Source organism: Actinobacillus indolicus (assembly GCF_004519515.1).
GTDB classification, from domain to species: Bacteria; Pseudomonadota; Gammaproteobacteria; order Enterobacterales; family Pasteurellaceae; genus Glaesserella; species Glaesserella indolica_A.
Map to the genome: position 1 here is coordinate 300292 of NZ_CP038145.1, position 18623 is coordinate 318914.

Genomic DNA, 18623 nt, shown 5'->3' on the forward strand with positions numbered 1-18623 from the left:
TTATAATTCTGTACCTAAACCGATATAAAATTGAACACCTTTTTGATTATTAGGCGATCTTACAGGTGTCGCTAAATCAAATTTAATCGCTCCGATTGGCGATGCCCAACGCACGCCAATCCCCACACCGGAGTGTAAATCTTTTGTACTAAAACGTGTTGAGGCTAAACCTGTATCATAGAATATTGCGCCCCACCAACTCGGATAGACTTGGTATTGATACTCTACACTTCCTGTCGCTAAATGCGATCCGCCTACGAGCTTTCCATCTGCATTTCTAGGTGAAATATCTTTATAACCAAAGCCACGAACACTCATATCGCCCCCCGCAAAATAGCGTAGTGCTGGCGGAATACGTTCAAATTCGCTCGCTTTCAAATAGCCAACTTCTGCTCTTGCAACAAAACGGTGATTATCAAAATAAGTTCTCACCCATGCTGTTGAGGCTTTAATGCTATAAAAACTGACATCCGAAAGTATCGCTTTTGTCCCCCAGTTCACCGTGATTTTTTGAGAATCGCCCCATAAAGGGAAACGGTTTCCATCGGTACGAGTACGGTTCATGGATGCCGTAGGGTAAAATAAAAAAGTTTTATATTTATCGTTTGCTTGCTCAAATGAGTCATAGCGCGATTTTAAACCGAGAGAAAATGCCCAACCTGTTTCATGATTCCAAAAACGTTGAAATCCTAAATGCGCGCCCGTAAATTTGGTGTCATTCTGATTTTCTCGCTCAATCCCACCTGAAATCTGATGATAGTAGTTCAGTGGATGTGCTTTTACAGGGATCTTATAACCTAACTCAATGCTCTGCTCTGGTTGAGAAAAATAGCTATTCATCTCCAAGCTATGACCGCGGCTGTTGATCCAAGGTTTAATCCAGTTAAGTTGTAAACGTGGTCCTACATCTGTGGCATAGCCAATACCAATTTCTACATCATTTTTCTTTTTAGGCATGACGAGCACATTGAGATCCACTTCTTTCTTCTCTTCATTTATCTCAGGCTCTACCAAGACTGAAGCAAACCAATTACTCGAAGAAAAATCACTAGATAATTTAGAGAGATCATTAATATAGTAAAAATCCCCCTGTTTAATTCTCAATATATTTTCAAGGTAATCTTCTCGAATTTGGCTACCCGTAAAACCAATTTTGCCATAACGATAACGTTCACCACTTTGATAGCCTAAACGCCAGTCGGCAACGTGTTCTTTAGGATAAACTTCTAAACGATGATACAACCATTCCCCATCAAAATAGCCTTTTGATTGGGCAATTTTCTCAATACTCGATTTAAAGTTATCGTAGGTTTCATGGTTCAAAATCGTGCCCGCAGGCGGAATATCCTTTGTGAGTAATTTTTTAATATCTTCATCTTGCTCTGCTTGCCCTGTAATGACGACATCACGCTCATCTAGTTTCACCGGTTTATCCAACTGAACAGATAATGTCAGTAAATCTTTAGCAGGTGATTTTCTTGGCGTAAGCTGAAAATGATATTGGGTGTTGTAATATCCTTTTGCACGTAACGCTTTATCAACGGTCTCTTGTACAAGATATTGGTATCGTTCTGAACCGTCCGCATCATCACTATTTAATTGAGAAAGATAGATTCTCACGTTTTCTTCAAGATCAGACTGTTTAATGCCTTCTACTTTTAATTCCACTGTTTGCTCTGCATAAGCAAAAGTCGTCAAGAAAAACAGCGAGAGATAAGATAATTTTGTTTTCATTTTTACTCTATTTTTCAGTATACATTTTACGCTTGCTGATTAATCCTTCGGCACACCACGTAATAAAGGCACAACTTGGTAAGGCGCTTTTGATGTTAATGCTGGCTCTATATCAAATAACATAATAAATGGTTTAACGGGTTCACTTTCATCACCATTCCATAACTCATGCAAACTCACCAACTGTATATCCGCGGGTAAATTGGCAATGCCATTTTCCAATACTTCAACACTATTTTTTCGCGGGTGTCCTATCATTACTGCTACACCATGCTTACGTGCATAATGAATCGCATTACTAAATTGTCGCTGAACATCATTAAATTCATCACTATCATCTAAAAAGATATGACGTTCTAAGGCTTTAATACCGTATTCTTTAGCCGTTTTATATGCCACACTATTTCCTGCGGTTTTACTGTCTAAAAAAGCCAAATTTTGTTGAGACAACGATTTCATTAAATACTGCATAGTCTGCTTATCGGTGGTGGCTTTACTTCCCATGTGATTATTTAAGCCTATCGCATTGGGTACTTGCATCTGTGCATTTTTAATCAATGTTGCAATTTGTGTTTCATTCATTCCAACTAATAAAGCCCCTGCTTCAATAGATTGGCGCGTTTGCGGTTCCATCGGTAAATGAATCAAAACATCACGTTGTTGTTCAAAAGCTTTATTCGCTCTTGCTGTGGCATAGGGAGCAACGGGGATAATAGCAACAGACACTTCTTTCGGCAGTGCATAAATCGCACTGTCTTCTTTAGCGCGATAGCCAATATCATCAATCACAATGGCTAGTTTTCCAGCTTCAGCAAGCGGTGAGATCAACCATAAAATTTGCAAAAAAAGCCAAGGAATAGACCGCTTGTTACGCCATTTGTTCATCATCATTACTGTACCCATTTCAATGGATTGACGGCCACACCTTTACGGCGAATTTCAAAATAGAGCGCAGAACGGCTTTGCCCCCCTGAATTACCCACGCTAGCGATAGTTTGTCCAGCCTGAACGCGAGCGCCTTTTCTAACTGAAACGGATTGGTTATAACCATAGAGCGACATATCACCATTGCCGTGATCCACCACGACAACTTGACCATAGCCTTGCAGCCAATCCGCCAAAATGACACGTCCTGCTGCAATTGCTTTGACCGCCGCCCCCGCACTTGCTTGAATCACCACGCCATTCCATTTCAATTCTCCCATTTGGGTTGAACCAAAACGATTCACAATTTTGCCTGAAACAGGCATTGCATATTTCCCAGAGCCTAAACCGCTCCCTGCTCTGACTTGTTGTTTTTCTTGCTCAGTGGCTTTACGTTTTTCTTGAGTATTGGTTTTTTGTTCTAACTTAGCAATCTCTTGTTTTTCTTGCTGAGTTGCTTCATTACTTGCTTTGGTTAGTTGATCCCGTAGGGAATTTTCATTAGCTTTTAAGGCATCTAATCGGCTTTGATCTTGCTCTAAGGTTTTATCAATAGAACGGATCGTGCTTTCCCTTTCATTTTTCACTTTTTGCAGATCTTTTTCCTGTTTTTTCTGCTCAGAAAGCTGTGTTTGTTGCCCTTTTTGCTGACCTTGTAACTCATCTCGACGCGCTTTTAATTCAGCTTGAGTACGACGAAGATCATAAATGGCATCAATCCTAACTTGATTAATATGCTCATAATACGCCCCCATACGATCTGCGTTTTTGGCATCTTCAGATAAAAGTCTTTCTAAAACGGAAGGATGAATCCCTGAACGATAGGCAGAATCTAATTGCTCTTTTAATTTCTCTTTTTGCTCTTTTTCTTGTTTTTCTAACCGCTTAATCTCTTGTTCGGTACGTTTAATCGCTTGACGAGTTTCAGCCAAAGTCATTTCAGTCTGTTTTAAATTATTCAGCACTTTACCCATTTCAATCTCTTGATTTTTTAAGGTTGACTGTAATGAATCCCGTTTTTTCTTTTGTTCGTTAATTTTGCTTTGTTGTTGCTGAATTTTTTGCTGAATTTTGGATAAATCATTAGCCACTACGTCAGCAATAAGCGTAGTCACACTATAAATTGATATGATAAGAGCAAGTTGTTTAATAGCTTTCACGAAAGTTCCTTATCCAAATCAGTGAGTTAATCATAAACTCGTTATTCTAATCTGTAATGAAGCAAATAACCATGTTTTTAAAAATAAAAGGCTGTTGAATTTTATCAACAGCCTTTTTCTATCAATAAGAATAAACAAAACAGACTACTCTTCTTTATTCACTTTACGTTTAGTTTGTTCTTTTACTCGAGCAACTTCTTCATCTCTTAATACTCGGCGGAGAATTTTACCAATATTACTTTTTGGTAGTTCATCACGGAATTCAATCTCACGAGGGATTTTATAGCCAGTCAAATGTTGGCGACAGTGATTTCGTAGTTCTTCACGGGTTAAACTTTCATCTTTTTTCGTGACAAAGACTTTGATACTTTCGCCAGATATTTCACTTGGAATACCAACTACGACAACTTCATTCACTTTGGGATGGAGTGCGACCACATCTTCAATTTCATTTGGATAAACATTAAAGCCAGAGACAATAATCATATCTTTTTTGCGATCAACGATACGTAAATTAAGATCTTGCCCCATTTCTACAATATCGCCCGTTGCCATCCAGCCATCTTTCAATACATCGGCTGTATCTTCAGGACGCTGCCAGTAACCTTGCATCACTTGTGGGCCTTTAACCCAAAGCTCACCACGCTCTCCCATTGGCACATCATTTCCTGCATCATCGACAATACGAATATCTGTGTTTGGTACCGGTACACCGATTGAACCAGAATACTCCACAGAGTCATTACGCGTTGCGGCAATTAATGGCGAACACTCGGTCATACCATAGCCTTCAATAATATGGTTTCCTGTAGTTTTATGCCAACGTTCTGCGACTGCTCGCTGAATCGCCGCACCACCGCCAACAGATAATTTTAAATTTGAAAAATCCACTTCTTTAAACTGTGAATTATTCAACAACGCATTAAATAACGTATTCACACCTGTAATGGCGATAACAGGATATTTTTTCAATTCTTTTACAAACCCAGGAATATCCCTTGGATTAGTGATAAGTAATGCTGTAATACCTAACTCAATAAATAATAAGCAGTTTACCGTTAACGCAAAGACATGATAAAGCGGTAGTGCAATAACCGCAATTGGCTCTCTGGTTTGTTTCGTTAATGGATAAGCCACCCATTTTGCTTGAATGATATTCGCCACCACATTACGATGGCTAAGCATAGCCCCTTTCGCCACCCCCGTAGTACCGCCCGTATATTGTAAAAAGGCTAAGTCATCTGCCTGAATAATCGGTTTAACATATTGTCTCTGTTTACCGATACTTAAGGCTTCACGAAAACTTACTGCATGAGGTAATTTATATTTTGGTACCAGCTTTTTAATATACTTCACCACAAAATTGACTAACGTACGCTTACCAAATGAAAGCTGATCGCCCATACGGGTTAAAATCACATGCTTCACATCCGTATTAAATACTACTTTTTCTAAGGTTGCCGCAAAATTAGAAACCACCACGATCGCTTTAGCGCCACTATCATTTAACTGATGTTCTAATTCTCTTGGCGTATAAAGTGGGTTCACATTGACCACAACTAACCCTGCGCGCAATGCCCCAAATAATGCAATCGGATATTGCAATAAATTTGGCATCATTAGAGCAATACGTTCCCCTTTCTCAAGACGTAATTCATTTTGTAAATAGGCAGCGAATGAACGGCTACGTTCTTCTAATTTACGGAACGTCAAAATCTGCCCCATATTAATATATGCAGGCATATCTGGATGGCGTTGAACTGCTTTTTCAAACATCTCCACTAATGAGCTATATTGATCAACATTTAATGTTCGTGCAGCATTTGGTGGATAGTTCTCAAACCAAATCTTTTCCATTTATATCTCCTTTAGATTTTTCGTAAAAACACAGGAATAAATTGTGCCTGTGATTTTTTGGAAACCGTTTTCTTCACCCATAAAAATGTGAGTGCGGTTGCAATAAAAATACCTAACGCAACCCATAATTCATTTTGAATCCACTGAGATAGCACTAATGCAGATATGATTAACGCAATCAGTGGAATCACATAAAGCCAAAATACGCTCAATAATAAGCTTTGCTCAGCTAATCCAATTTCAATTTTATCACCAATTTGGAGTGGTGTTTCAACGGATAATTCAAATTGCGGAGCAAATTTTTCACCTGCTAAAGCCGACAACGCTTTTGTACCACAACTCTGATTTGCTACACAGCTACCACAGCCTGCTTTTGCTTGACATTGGACTAATGCCACACCATTTTGATAGCCAATCACCGTGGCTTGTTCAATCATCATGGATTTTCTCCCGTAGAAGCAAGCTGAATCTGTTGTACAATATGGCGTGCAGAAGCCACAGGAATTTCACCGACAATAATCACATCTTGTTCACCTATCGTTTGGCTATAAATACCCGTTTTCCCTTCTCGCCAAAACTGTCCATCAAAACTTACGCCTTTATTTTGAACAATATAAACCGTAAATGAGAACAGTCCATCGCTATACAGTTGACTTTCTACTTGTTCATCTAATAATACTTCCGATAAACGCTGACGTCCCATCGCGAGTGGCTTGAACCCTGTTGGTATCCATTTCAAATGCCACCCTAGTGGTAACTGTTCTTCTTGCTCTTTGGCTGTAATTAGTGTTGGCAAGATCAATGTTCTAATCGGCTCTACAATATATAACAGTTGTTCGTCTTCCACAGATTGAATGACTCGGAACAACTCCAACACATTTTGATCACGGTCGAGTAACTGGCTTTGAAGTAATAAATGATTGTCTTCATCTATCCACACAAGATACTGATAGCGAAAGTCATCCTGTGGCACAATGCGGATTACTCGAGCGATATGATCTGCAACTCTTGATTTCCCCGCATCAACAAAGATATATCCCGTTAATTGCTCAAAATCCGTGTGAATTACACTCGGTAAATTATCTAAAATGCGAGAAGTTTGTAAGCTAAACGGCTGATAATCCCCAAAATACCCCACGGTATCTTCTCGTAAAATCATCTCTTCTCTTGTTGCATCTAAATGTAACAACTGCGCATATTCTTTACCATTATCATTGGCATGGCGATAACGAAAAGAAAGTACATCTTCCCCAGACTGCAAAATATAAAGCTGTTCATAATTCAATGTTTTATGTGCTTTTGTCATTGCCTTTAAATAATCCAAAGGGGAACTCAGCTCTGCCCAAACAGGCATCGCCCAAAACAGCATAAACAACATGATAAAGCGAGAAGATTTTTTCATTCGTATCCATTCCGTGTTACAAGCGGTGAGATTGTAACAAAATTTTACAAAATATCCGAGATGCGATGTAATCCAGCTTACCAACAGGCATAACAAAAGCGACCAAACCCAAAGCCAAAACGCATATCATCATAATGCATACGCATATATTCAAGTTCTTCTTGTGCTTTATGATTTTCTAATGCCAATTTATAGCACGCTTGGAAAACAGGATTGTTGACTTTTTCCGCATAACGTTTTTCAAAATCGACTTGCTCTTTTTCTGTACGGTTTAACGGTGGATTAAATTGCTCGTGAATTAATTCTGCTGTTTCTAAATCGCACTGTTTTGCTAATTTAACTTGTAACGCTTGCTCTGCTCGAACTCGTTTAGCTTCTCGCTCCGCTTTCTGTTCAGGGGTAATGGCACAAGATGCTAAAATAACACTTAAAGATAAAATTACCGTTGATTTTAATAGTTTCATACAATGTCCTTATACGACTACGAATTAAAAAGTAATGTCCACATTTGACGGACAAAGGCTCGTTCTTCACTAAATTCATTCCCATCGACAATACTTTCTTTATTTAATAAATTGAGATGATGAATTTGATTGCGTAATTTAATGTAGCAACCTTTTAAGCCTTCACCTTGCTCTTGGCTTAGCATACCACACTCAATGCTACTCTCAAAAATGCGAACATTATCTGACCACACTGCCATTTGTGGATGCTCATGGGCGTAATTTAAGACCAAATATTGTGCGATAAATTCAATATCAGTGATGCCCCCTTTATCTGTTTTGAGATGAAATTGATGTTCCGAATTTTTACTTAAATGTTGATACATCTTTTCACGCATATTGCAAATTTCTTCCCTTAACTGACCGCTTGCACGTGCTTGCGATAAGGTTTCTCGGCGAATATGTTCAAATTTATCACGGAGTGCCTGTGTTCCATAAACTGCACGTGTTCTGACTAACGCTTGAGATTCCCATGTCCATGCTTCATTTTTTTGATAATGATCGTAAGCATTAAAGGTACTCACCAATAACCCCGCTTCGCCTGACGGACGTAAGCGCATATCAACTTCATAAAGTACACCTGCACTGGTATTGAGATTGAAGATCCCATTGATCTTTTGCGCCAATTTTAAATAAAACTGATGGCTTGAAATGGATTTCTTACCGCCAATGGTTTCGCTCTGTTCAGGGGCATTGTGCAAGAACACTAAATCTAAATCGGAGTTATAGCCAAGCTCAATTCCGCCCAGTTTGCCATAGGCAATGACTGCAAAATCTTTTTCGTCATCGGTTAAATGTTCAGGTGTACCAAAGCGTTGTGAGACTTGCCGCCAAGCGATATTCACCACAGCGCCGATAATCGCTTCAGCTAAATAGGTTAAATGATCGCTGATTTTCATCACAGGCAAAATGCCTAAAATATCAGCGGAAGCAATGCGCAATAATTGGCTCTGTTTAAACTGGCGAAGCCCGTCAATCAAAGCTTCTTCATCTTCTTCTGGAATACGCAATAGATATTCTTGCAAGGCTCTTGGGTAATCTTCAAGGGCAATTACTTTGGTTAAACTCTGTTGTGCGATCAGCTCATCCAATAGCATTGGGTGGCGTGCAATTTGTTCTGCCACCATAATAGATTGCGCACAAAGGGTAAATAACTGCGGTAGAATCTGCTCTTTCTCATACAACAATTCAAGATAGGTCGTTCGAGTTGTGATCTTATCAATGATGTTTAAAATTCTCGGCAGTAGCACCAGATAATCTGGCTGTTGGAAAATGCCGTCTAACACCTTTGGCATTAATTTACGTAAGACTTCTCGCCCACGTACACCAATCGGACGTTTGACCCAATCTTCAAACACTACATTCAAAATATGATGAATTTCACTATAATCTTCCGCTTGAACCGTATAATCTTTTAACGCATTTTCTAAATCAGCTAAGGTTATTTGGTTTTGCATTAAATCTTTCCAGACCGATAATGCTTCATTTTCCTGATCGTCTTCACTCTCTTCTTCGCCGATCAATTCATTAAATACCTCACGAACATTGTGTTGATGAAATGCTAATTTTTCTAAAAATGATGCCCAATCTGCTTGTTGATTTGCAAAGGCAAGGCGTAATCGTTCTTGTTCATCTAAAGGTAAAGTTTGTGTCTGTTGATCTCTAATTGCTTGAAGTACATTTTCCGTATGGCGTAAAAAGAGATAAGCCTCTTTAAGTTGTTCCACCTGTGTTTCGCTTAATAAATTAAGCTGTGCTAATTGGGGCAATACCGCCAATAAACTACGCTGTTGCAAGATTTTATCTCGCCCGCCACGCATCATTTGAAAAGTTTGGACGATAAACTCCACTTCTCGAATACCGCCAGCCCCCAATTTAATGTTGTCTGTTAGCCCACGACGGATCACTTCTCGGCTAATTTTTGACTTCATTTCACGCAGGGATTGAATCGCACTGAAATCTAAATAACGGCGGTAGACAAAAGGACGTAACATCTGCTTCAAATATTTATGGTTAATGTTCGTCAGATCTTCGCCTAAAATTTTCGCCTTAATCATCGCATAGCGTTCCCAATCACGCCCCTGCTCTTGATAATAATCTTCCATTGCGGTAAAACTGAGCACCAGCGCACCGCTATCCCCAAAGGGACGAAGTCGCATATCTGTGCGATAGACAAAGCCATCAAGGGTGATTTCGTCTAATGCTCGAATTAAACGCTGGCCTAAGCGGGTAAAAAATTTGCTGTTTTCCATCGGTTTCCGACCGCCCACTGTTTCCCCAATATCAGGATAGGTAAAAATTAAGTCGATATCCGACGAAAAATTTAGCTCTCGCCCTCCGAGTTTCCCCATGCCCAAAATCAGTAATTCCTGCTTTTCCCCAAACTCATTCATCGGTGTGCCATATTCATTACACATCTGCTCAAAGAGCCAATCCCTTGCGCCTAAAATCAAAGCTTCGGCTAAATCCGACAATCGTTCAAACACCTGCTGGGTAGATGCGAGCTGATTAGATTGAATAAAACTCAAGGTTGCCATTTCACGATGACGAAAACGACGTAGCTCATGATGTAACTCATCTTCATTTTTTACTGTAGAAACCACCGCTTTTAAGCGTTCAGCATAATGATCACAATCTTCAATCGTTGGGTGTTTTTCCAACCAAGCTTGTAATAATTCAGGCTGTTTTTGTAGCTGTTGAGTGACAAATTCGGACATTGCCATTGCTCTAACAAGCGGTGAGATTTGCTCAACATTTTGCAAATGGATGGCGTTTGATGTGAGTAACTCGTTGAGTTTAGTTTGGGATTGGGAAAAAAGATGTTCTAACATAGGCTTGCTATTTGAGATAGTTATACAGTGGAAAAAGGTTAACCGTGGGTAAAACCCACGGTATAACTTGACAGTTCAGCCTTAAAATACTTTCTTAAACGGCTTCACAATCACCTCACCATAAACCCCTGCTTCCACATAAGGATCTTGGCTTGCCCACTGTTGTGCTTCTTCAAGGGAATTGAATTTTGCAATCACCGTTGAGCCTGTAAAACCTGCTTCACCAGGGTTTTCATCATCAATCGCTGGGTTTGGCCCTGCGGTTAAAAGACGATCTTCCGCTTGTAACTGTTTTAAACGTTCAAGGTGTTTTTCACGCACAGCTAAACGTTTTTCAAGGGTGTTAGGAATGTCTTGAGCAAAAATAACGTAATACATATATCCTCCATTAAGATGCAATTAAGGCTAAAGCTTGGTCAAGTTCTGGATTATCCTCTCGTGGAATAACACGAGGTCTGCCATTATTATCTACGGCGACAAAGGTAAATTCCGCTTCTATTACGCAATGACGATCACGCATACCATCGTAAACTTTTTTGATCCAAACTTCGACTTTGATTTGAATCGATGTACGCCCAACTTTCGTACATTTCCCATAACAGCACACCACATCGCCCACCGCAACAGGCAGTAAAAAAGACATTTTATCTACCGACACTGTCACAACACGGCCTTTTGCCAATTCTTTGGCCAGAATTGCACCGCCCATATCCATTTGTGACATGATCCAGCCACCGAAAATATCCCCATTGGCATTGGTATCTGATGGCATCGCCAAGGTGCGTAAAATCAACGAACCTTCTGGTTGGCGTTGAGTTTGATTAGTTTCCATTTTTTTCCTCGCTTTGTTCTAATTGTTTTAAATGTGGATAAAGGTAAATACCTGTGGCAATAACAGCTGTTAAGCTCAGTCCAGTTAAACCAAAGACTTTGAAATTTGCCCAAGCATCATCAGAGAAAAATTCACTGATGATAATATTGATGATCATACAAAGAATAAAAAAGCCAGCCCAACCTAAATTAAGTTTTTCCCAGACTGGTTGTGCTAATTTAAGTTCTTTGCCTAATAGCATTTGGATCAACGGCTTTTTGAAAGCGTATTGGCTAATCAATAATGCCGCAGCAAAAATAGCATTCACAATGGTCACTTTCCATTTTAGGAATGCAAGGTCGTTAAAGTAAGCGGTCAGTAAGCCAAAGAAAACAACGGCTACACCCATAATCCATTGATTTTTTTCGATTTTTTTATAAAGGACTTTTAACACTACTAATTGAATTACCGTTGCGACCACTAAAACTAAAGCAGCTTCTTGCACACCATAAGTTTTATATACAACAAAAAAGAGAATTAGCGGAATAAATTCTAATAACTGTTTCATGGCAATCCCTTAAGCTTACTGGCGATAGACTTGATAAAAACGGAAACCAAAGATAATCACAAATAAGCTAATAAAAGCCCCAACCACTTGTGAAAGAATAATGCCTAACTCACCGCCAATATTAGAAATTACGCTGCCTAGTAAACTTGGCAACATATAGCTCAATACGCAGAATAAAAAGAGCGGTACCATTCTGCCACGGCTTAATCCCCATGTGAATTTTAAGGTTTCCATCACGCTCTTTCTTGGTTCTTCTAGTAAATAAGCGTAAACCACCAAACAGAGTTTTACGAAAACGTAAATACCTGTTGCCATCAAAGGTAAAATCATAATGGCTAAGCTACCAGCTTGACCGACTGTACCACCAAAAGAGATGCCGATTGACATCGGCAATACCATGAAAATAGTCAAGCCAATGATAGGTAAAAATGCTTTTAGGCTCTCGCTAAGATTTTGAGCGAAATGTTGATAAGTACCGTTGTTGATTGACTTAATGTTTAAAATAATAAGAATATTTAAAAAGACACTCACTAATGCCGACACAATCGTTGGTGTAAGTTGCTGAGCCAATAACGCTAGCATATCTTGATTTTGTAAGTCCGCTTGAGAAACCACAGGTCTTGGGAATAAATAAAATGTCCCTAATTGCAGTAATACTAATAATGCAATACTTGTCACAGTAAAATTCGCTTGATTGCGTATAAAATTCCAACTATCTTGCAATAAATTAGAAAATTTAATCGGCATGGTAAATCCTTAAATAAATGTCATGAAAATGTTGCAAAGTATAGCAAGTGTTGCATCACTTCGCTATTGTAGATTTTATGAAGTTCAGTAGAATATAGCCTACAATCCACTGAGAATAAGACAATTATGTATAGCACCTTACAAGCGGGACAACATTATCTCAACACCTTTCCAAATCAGAAGAAATTAGGTTTATTTATGCCTGATTATCGGTTGATTCGACTCGTGAAATTTTCATCACGTTTTATGCCTGCTTTTGCTTGCTTTGCGCTTATTTGGCAATATTTTTTCTACGATCCTGAACAATCTGTATTAGCCAATGCGCTTATCACGGCGTTATTTGCGTTAAGTATTCCATTTCAAGGTTTATTTTGGCTTGGACGTAGAGCAAAATCGCCACTACCGCTCAGTTTACTACCATGGTATGAAGAACTTCGCCAAAAACTAGTCAGCGAACGCCATAACATTGCCGATCAAGCGGTGCCTTCTTATCAAGATTTTGCAAATTTATTACAACTTGCGGAAAAAACATGGGGTCAAAGCTATTTTGATGAATTGTAACTCTACATTTCTTTGTTACAGATCAGCTTTTCAAGAAACTCTTTTGTATTTAACTTTAAAAATCAGTGATTTTTTGTTATAAAGAACAGGTTTTCAAATCAACACAAATTAATAGGAGAACTTATGGAATTAGTATTTATCCGTCACGGTTTCAGTGAGTGGAATGCTAAAAACTTATTTACAGGTTGGCGTGATGTTAACTTAACAGAGCGTGGTATCGAAGAAGCAAAAGCAGCAGGTAAAAAATTACTTGATGCAGGTTATGAGTTTGATATCGCTTTCACTTCTGTGTTAACCCGTGCGATCAAAACTTGTAATATCGTGTTAGAAGAATCTAACCAATTATGGATTCCACAAGTGAAAAACTGGCGTTTAAATGAACGTCACTATGGTGCATTACAAGGCTTAGATAAAAAAGCGACAGCTGAACAATATGGTGATGAACAAGTTCATATTTGGCGTCGTTCTTATGATATTTCTCCGCCAGATTTAGATCCACAAGATCCAAATTCAGCGCATAACGACCGCCGTTATGCACATCTTCCAAAAGATGTTGTGCCAAATGCAGAAAACCTCAAAATCACTTTAGAACGTGTTTTACCATTCTGGGAAGATCAAATCGCACCAGCACTTTTATCAGGTAAACGTGTTCTTGTTACTGCACATGGTAACTCATTACGTGCTCTTGCAAAACACATCATCGGTATTTCTGATGAAGAGATCATGGATTTTGAAATCCCAACAGGTCAGCCGTTAGTGTTAAAACTAGATGACAAATTAAACTTCGTAGAGAAATTCTATCTGTAATTTAAGTTTATCATTCTATTACAAGCGGTAAGATTTGAAAAAAATCTTACCGCTTTTGTTTAATGTAAATAACTTTTTAATTCCATACGAATGCTATTTAAAACATAGATCACCAGGCTTTTTTACGTTAGAATAGCTTTCCTGAACGTAGTAAGAAACTACGAGAACATTTCTATAAACGCAATTCAAAAAATTATTAGGAAGTCCCATGTCAGCAACAATTTTAGAATCTCTCCCGCAAAACCAAAAAGTAGGTATTGCCTTTTCAGGTGGCTTAGACACGAGTGCCGCACTACTTTGGATGCGCCAAAAAGGTGCTGTGCCTTATGCTTATACAGCAAATCTTGGTCAGCCAGATGAAGATGACTATAACGCGATCCCGAAAAAAGCAATGGAATATGGTGCTGAAAATGCACGTTTAATTGATTGTAGAACACAATTAGCCCATGAAGGTATTGCTGCGATTCAATGTGGTGCTTTCCATATTTCAACAGGCGGTATGCCTTATTTCAATACTACTCCGCTTGGTCGTGCTGTAACAGGAACAATGCTTGTTGCTGCAATGAAAGAGGATGATGTACATATTTGGGGTGATGGTTCTACCTTTAAAGGTAATGATATTGAACGTTTCTATCGCTATGGTTTATTAACAAATCCACAATTAAAAATCTACAAACCATGGTTAGACCAAACTTTCATTGATGAGCTTGGTGGTCGTCATGAAATGTCAGAATTCTTGATTGCAAATGGATTCCAATACAAAATGTCTGTGGAGAAAGCTTATTCTACTGATTCAAATATGCTTGGTGCAACCCATGAAGCAAAAGACTTAGAACTATTAAGCACAGGTGTTAAAATTGTAAAACCAATTATGGGAGTTGCTTTCTGGGATGAGTCTGTTGAAATCAAAGCAGAAACTGTATCTGTCACCTTTGAAGAAGGTGTGCCAGTGGCATTAAATGGCAAACGTCTTGAAGATCCTGTTGAATTAATTTTAGAAGCCAATCGCATTGGTGGTCGTCACGGTTTAGGTATGACAGACCAAATTGAGAACCGCATCATTGAAGCGAAAAGCCGTGGTATTTATGAAGCCCCGGGAATGGCTTTACTTCATATTGCTTATGAACGTTTAGTAACGGGTATTCATAATGAAGATACAATTGAACAATACCGTATCAACGGTTTACGTTTAGGTCGTTTGCTTTATCAAGGTCGTTGGTTTGATCCACAAGCATTGATGTTACGTGAAACGGCACAGCGTTGGGTAGCCAAAGCTATTACTGGTACAGTAACACTAGAATTACGTCGTGGTAATGACTACTCTATTCTTAATACTGAATCACCAAACTTAACCTATGAACCAGAACGTTTAAGTATGGAAAAAGTAGAAGATGCGCCATTTACACCTGCTGATCGTATTGGCCAATTAACTATGCGTAACCTTGATATTGTCGATACAAGAGAAAAACTGGGTATTTATACACAAACAGGATTGCTTTCAATCCAAAATAACGTATTACCTCAATTAGAAAATAAATAATATTTAAAATCGCATCTTTCTTAGAGATGCGATTTTTTTATTACCTATCATCAATGATGAGTCAATAACATGAAAAAGATCTTACATGCTCAAAGCCGTAAAATCCTTCCAGAATCAATTACATTGAATACATGGAGCCCTATTTTTATTCCTCTTTTTTTTGCGGATCCTAAACAAAAACGACAAATTGTCTGGGAGTTACATTTGGAAAATGGAGATAAAATCTGGGGGAAAGTAAAGAAAAATGCCCTTTCCCTTTCTAAACTTCCTATAGGGGAGCATGAACTCTTTGTTACTGTAGGCATGCCTATACTTTCTAAAAAATATAGGACCTACCACTGCCATATCATAGTGAGATAGATCCTATTAAACAAAAGAGGATATTTATTATCCGTCTATTTCTTCACCTGTTTCATCCCATTTAAAATTTAGTGCAATAGAATTTAAACAAAAGCGTAACCCTGTAGGTGGAGGACCATCTTTAAAAACGTGTCCCATATGTGCATCACAATTGCCACAACGAATTTCAACACGATGACGACCTAAGCTATAATCATCTAAATAACGTAATGACGATTCAGAAATCGTTTCATAAAAGCTTGGCCAACCACAACCTGCATCAAATTTTGTATCAGAACGAAATAGTGCATTGTGGCAACGCACACAACGATAGGTTCCAACTCTATCTTCATTAAGAAATTTACCCGTAAAAGGTTTTTCTGTCCCACTATTCAAACAAATATCTATTTGTTCTTCAGTTAATTCACTAATATCTTTGATCATACATTCCCTAATAACTTATTGACTTAACTAAATCACATTCTATCTTCTTTTTCTATCAAACAAGAAAGATTTTTTCAAAATTTGACATAGATCACATAAAATTTATCTGTTATATTTCCCATCGTTCTTTCAGTTGTCAGAAAAGGTAAAGAGTATGCTATAATTAGCACGCCTTTCCAAAATAATGGAAGGAACAAGTTTTGTTTAACTTTAATATAGGTAGAAAATCTATGGCAATTAAAATTGGTATTAACGGCTTTGGCCGTATTGGTCGTATCGTATTCCGTGCAGCGCAAAAACGTAATGACATCGAAGTAGTTGGTATCAACGACTTAATCGATGTTGACTACATGGCTTACATGTTAAAATACGATTCAACTCACGGTCGTTTCGATGGTACTGTTGAAGTTAAAGATGGTCAATTAGTAGTTAACGGTAAAGCAATCCGTGTAACTGCTGAGCGTGATCCAGCTAACTTAAAATGGAACGAAATCGGTGTTGATATCGCAGTTGAAGCGACAGGTTTATTCTTAGATGATGCAACAGCTCGTAAACACATCACTGCAGGAGCTAAAAAAGTTGTTTTAACTGGCCCATCTAAAGATGATACCCCGATGTTCGTAAACGGCGTAAACTTCGACAAATATGCAGGTCAAGACATCGTTTCTAACGCATCTTGTACAACAAACTGCTTAGCGCCATTAGCGAAAGTGATTCACCAAAAATTTGGTATCAAAGAAGGCTTAATGACAACTGTACACGCAACAACAGCAACTCAAAAAACTGTTGACGGTCCATCAGCGAAAGACTGGCGCGGTGGTCGTGGTGCGGCACAAAACATCATCCCTTCATCAACAGGTGCTGCAAAAGCTGTAGGTAAAGTATTACCTGAGTTAAACGGCAAATTAACAGGTATGGCATTCCGTGTTCCTACACCAAACGTATCTGTAGTTGACTTAACAGTTAACTTAGAAAAACCAGCAACTTATGCTGAAATCTGTGCAGAAATCAAACGTGCTTCAGAAAACGAAATGAAAGGCGTTTTAGGCTATACTGAAGATGCAGTTGTGTCTACAGACTTCAACGGTAGCACAGAAACTTCTGTATTTGATGCTGCAGCAGGTATTGCACTAACAGATACATTCGTTAAATTAGTATCTTGGTACGATAACGAAACAGGTTATTCAAACAAAGTATTAGACTTAGTTGCATTAGTTCACAACTACAAAGGCTAATTTTAGTTTATAAATAACGAATAAAAAGGCGATATATTAAAATATATCGCCTTTTAGTTGTAGCAGAAGATAGGATAATTGCCAATAGGCATAGTAGACAAAAGTGTTGGTTTTTTTGCAAACTATGCCTCTAATGGACAAAAGTGTTGGTTTTAATTATTTTTCCTAATTATTACCAACTCTTTTTATTTAAAAAATCCTTTATAAACATAATCTTATGCTTTTTCGTTAATCCGCTATGAACCGATAATTTCTGTTTCAGTTCTTTAAATAACCCTTCCAACCTATTTGTTGTTTTTTCTATATTTAAGTGAGCATATTCTTCAAAGGTGAATAAATATTTCATATAGTATTTTAAACTGGTATAAGCCTCTCTTACATTACGGTGTTTATAAGGAAAATATCCTTTCTCATTGGGATATTCAGACCGTTCATCTAAAAACTCTTTATGTTTTAAATACCATTGATGTAATCTTAAATAAAATTCATTTTTGTGGCTTTCTTTTAGCGTTTTTACAATAATCTTTAATTCTTTACCTGCTTGTGATTGATGCTTTTTTCTTAATTTTCTCATCACAATGGCGACCATATGGAAGTGGCACATTTGAATTGGTGTATTAAATAAATCCTTTAATAGCCCTCTACGTCCATCATTTGTAATGGATTGAATCATATAGCCTTTTTCTCGAAGTATATTCAATGCGAGCTTATAATAGAGGTCTTTTTCTGTTTTTACGACACGATGATAAACGACTTTTTTAGATAAGGTATCTATTAAAACTAATACACCAAATTCACGACCAAAGAAGGTCACGTCTGCAATAATCTTGAGATAGGTTTGTTGTAAAGGAATTAATTTAGCTTTGGGGGATTTTTCAATATAACGTTGAATAGTTCTAATGGAACAGCGATATTTTTCGGCTAATTGTTTATAGGTTTGTTTTCCTATGGTGTAATCAGTCCAAATATCTATTGGATTTAATTTATTTGTGGAAGAAAAGGTTTTATGACAGGATGAACAAAAGTATCTCTGAATATTATTTTTCTTTCCATACTTTTGGATATTGTTCTTAAGGCAAAAAGGACAGTTTTTTGTTCATATTTCAAAAAGTGGGCTTAAAGTCTTGTACTATAAGGCTTTAGCCCACTTTTTACCAACA

General features: G+C 38.0%; 19 protein-coding genes. 5 read left to right on the top strand and 14 right to left on the bottom strand.

The features are described 5' to 3' along the window. The 12 genes from tamA to EXH44_RS01425 form a co-directional block, all read right to left on the bottom strand. On the bottom strand, positions 1–1734 hold the full coding sequence (tamA, locus tag EXH44_RS01370; protein ID WP_162855947.1) for an autotransporter assembly complex protein TamA: 1734 nt from the start codon (positions 1732–1734) through the stop codon (positions 1–3). Positions 1735–1773: 39 nt separating this feature from the next. Then, the gene (locus EXH44_RS01375) at positions 1774–2622 is read right to left on the bottom strand and encodes a divergent polysaccharide deacetylase family protein (protein WP_162857508.1); all 849 of its coding nucleotides are present in this window, start codon (positions 2620–2622) and stop codon (positions 1774–1776) included. Positions 2623–2624: 2 nt separating this feature from the next. Then, positions 2625–3791, bottom strand: coding sequence for a murein hydrolase activator EnvC (gene envC / locus EXH44_RS01380; protein ID WP_279638108.1), 1167 nt, complete (start codon positions 3789–3791; stop codon positions 2625–2627). Between the two features lie 171 nt (positions 3792–3962). Then, positions 3963–5675 carry a long-chain-fatty-acid--CoA ligase FadD gene (gene fadD / locus EXH44_RS01385; protein ID WP_162855948.1) on the bottom strand — a complete coding sequence of 571 codons (1713 nt, stop codon included), beginning with the start codon at positions 5673–5675 and terminating at the stop codon, positions 3963–3965. Between the two features lie 11 nt (positions 5676–5686). Then, complete coding sequence (locus EXH44_RS01390) at positions 5687–6115, bottom strand: SoxR reducing system RseC family protein (RefSeq protein WP_162855949.1); 429 nt, start codon at positions 6113–6115, stop codon at positions 5687–5689. Continuing rightward, positions 6112–7077, bottom strand: coding sequence for a MucB/RseB C-terminal domain-containing protein (locus EXH44_RS01395; protein ID WP_162855950.1), 966 nt, complete (start codon positions 7075–7077; stop codon positions 6112–6114). The genes EXH44_RS01390 and EXH44_RS01395 overlap by 4 nt, the downstream gene beginning before the upstream one ends. Positions 7078–7154: 77 nt before the next feature. After that, positions 7155–7541, bottom strand: coding sequence for a hypothetical protein (locus EXH44_RS01400; protein ID WP_162855951.1), 387 nt, complete (start codon positions 7539–7541; stop codon positions 7155–7157). A 17-nt stretch (positions 7542–7558) separates the two neighbouring features. After that, positions 7559–10411 (bottom strand): bifunctional [glutamate--ammonia ligase]-adenylyl-L-tyrosine phosphorylase/[glutamate--ammonia-ligase] adenylyltransferase, encoded by a 2853-nt coding sequence (glnE, locus tag EXH44_RS01405; protein ID WP_162855952.1) that lies wholly within the window; start codon positions 10409–10411, stop codon positions 7559–7561. An 81-nt stretch (positions 10412–10492) separates the two neighbouring features. Next, complete coding sequence (locus tag EXH44_RS01410) at positions 10493–10789, bottom strand: YciI family protein (RefSeq protein ID WP_162855953.1); 297 nt, start codon at positions 10787–10789, stop codon at positions 10493–10495. Between the two features lie 10 nt (positions 10790–10799). Next, complete coding sequence (gene yciA, locus EXH44_RS01415; RefSeq protein WP_162855954.1) at positions 10800–11243, bottom strand: acyl-CoA thioester hydrolase YciA; 444 nt, start codon at positions 11241–11243, stop codon at positions 10800–10802. Continuing rightward, positions 11233–11790 (bottom strand): septation protein A, encoded by a 558-nt coding sequence (locus EXH44_RS01420; protein ID WP_162855955.1) that lies wholly within the window; start codon positions 11788–11790, stop codon positions 11233–11235. Before EXH44_RS01420 ends, yciA begins: the two co-directional genes overlap by 11 nt. Before the next feature lie 15 nt (positions 11791–11805). Then, positions 11806–12537, bottom strand: a complete 732-nt coding sequence (locus EXH44_RS01425; protein ID WP_162855956.1) for a hypothetical protein — start codon at positions 12535–12537, stop codon at positions 11806–11808. A gap of 126 nt (positions 12538–12663) precedes the next feature. Here EXH44_RS01425 and yfbV point away from each other — a divergent pair, with 126 nt between their 5' ends. The 4 genes from yfbV (at position 12664) to EXH44_RS01445 (ending at position 15805) form a co-directional block, all read left to right on the top strand. Beyond that, the gene (gene yfbV, locus EXH44_RS01430; protein ID WP_162855957.1) at positions 12664–13098 is read left to right on the top strand and encodes a terminus macrodomain insulation protein YfbV; all 435 of its coding nucleotides are present in this window, start codon (positions 12664–12666) and stop codon (positions 13096–13098) included. A gap of 123 nt (positions 13099–13221) precedes the next feature. Beyond that, complete coding sequence (locus EXH44_RS01435; RefSeq protein WP_005713360.1) at positions 13222–13905, top strand: 2,3-diphosphoglycerate-dependent phosphoglycerate mutase; 684 nt, start codon at positions 13222–13224, stop codon at positions 13903–13905. A gap of 208 nt (positions 13906–14113) precedes the next feature. Next, positions 14114–15445 carry an argininosuccinate synthase gene (argG, locus tag EXH44_RS01440; RefSeq protein ID WP_162855958.1) on the top strand — a complete coding sequence of 444 codons (1332 nt, stop codon included), beginning with the start codon at positions 14114–14116 and terminating at the stop codon, positions 15443–15445. Positions 15446–15514: 69 nt separating this feature from the next. Then, complete coding sequence (locus tag EXH44_RS01445) at positions 15515–15805, top strand: hypothetical protein (RefSeq protein ID WP_162855959.1); 291 nt, start codon at positions 15515–15517, stop codon at positions 15803–15805. A 27-nt stretch (positions 15806–15832) separates the two neighbouring features. Here the strand turns inward: EXH44_RS01445 and msrB are convergent, their stop codons facing one another. Beyond that, positions 15833–16228 carry a peptide-methionine (R)-S-oxide reductase MsrB gene (gene msrB, locus EXH44_RS01450; RefSeq protein ID WP_162855960.1) on the bottom strand — a complete coding sequence of 132 codons (396 nt, stop codon included), beginning with the start codon at positions 16226–16228 and terminating at the stop codon, positions 15833–15835. Positions 16229–16458: 230 nt separating this feature from the next. Here msrB and gapA point away from each other — a divergent pair, with 230 nt between their 5' ends. Next, the gene (gene gapA, locus EXH44_RS01455) at positions 16459–17463 is read left to right on the top strand and encodes a glyceraldehyde-3-phosphate dehydrogenase (protein ID WP_162855961.1); all 1005 of its coding nucleotides are present in this window, start codon (positions 16459–16461) and stop codon (positions 17461–17463) included. A 172-nt stretch (positions 17464–17635) separates the two neighbouring features. Here the strand turns inward: gapA and EXH44_RS01460 are convergent, their stop codons facing one another. Next, positions 17636–18526, bottom strand: coding sequence for an IS256 family transposase, variant Zn-binding type (locus tag EXH44_RS01460; RefSeq protein WP_416118546.1), 891 nt, complete (start codon positions 18524–18526; stop codon positions 17636–17638). Positions 18527–18623: the final 97 nt, after the last annotated feature.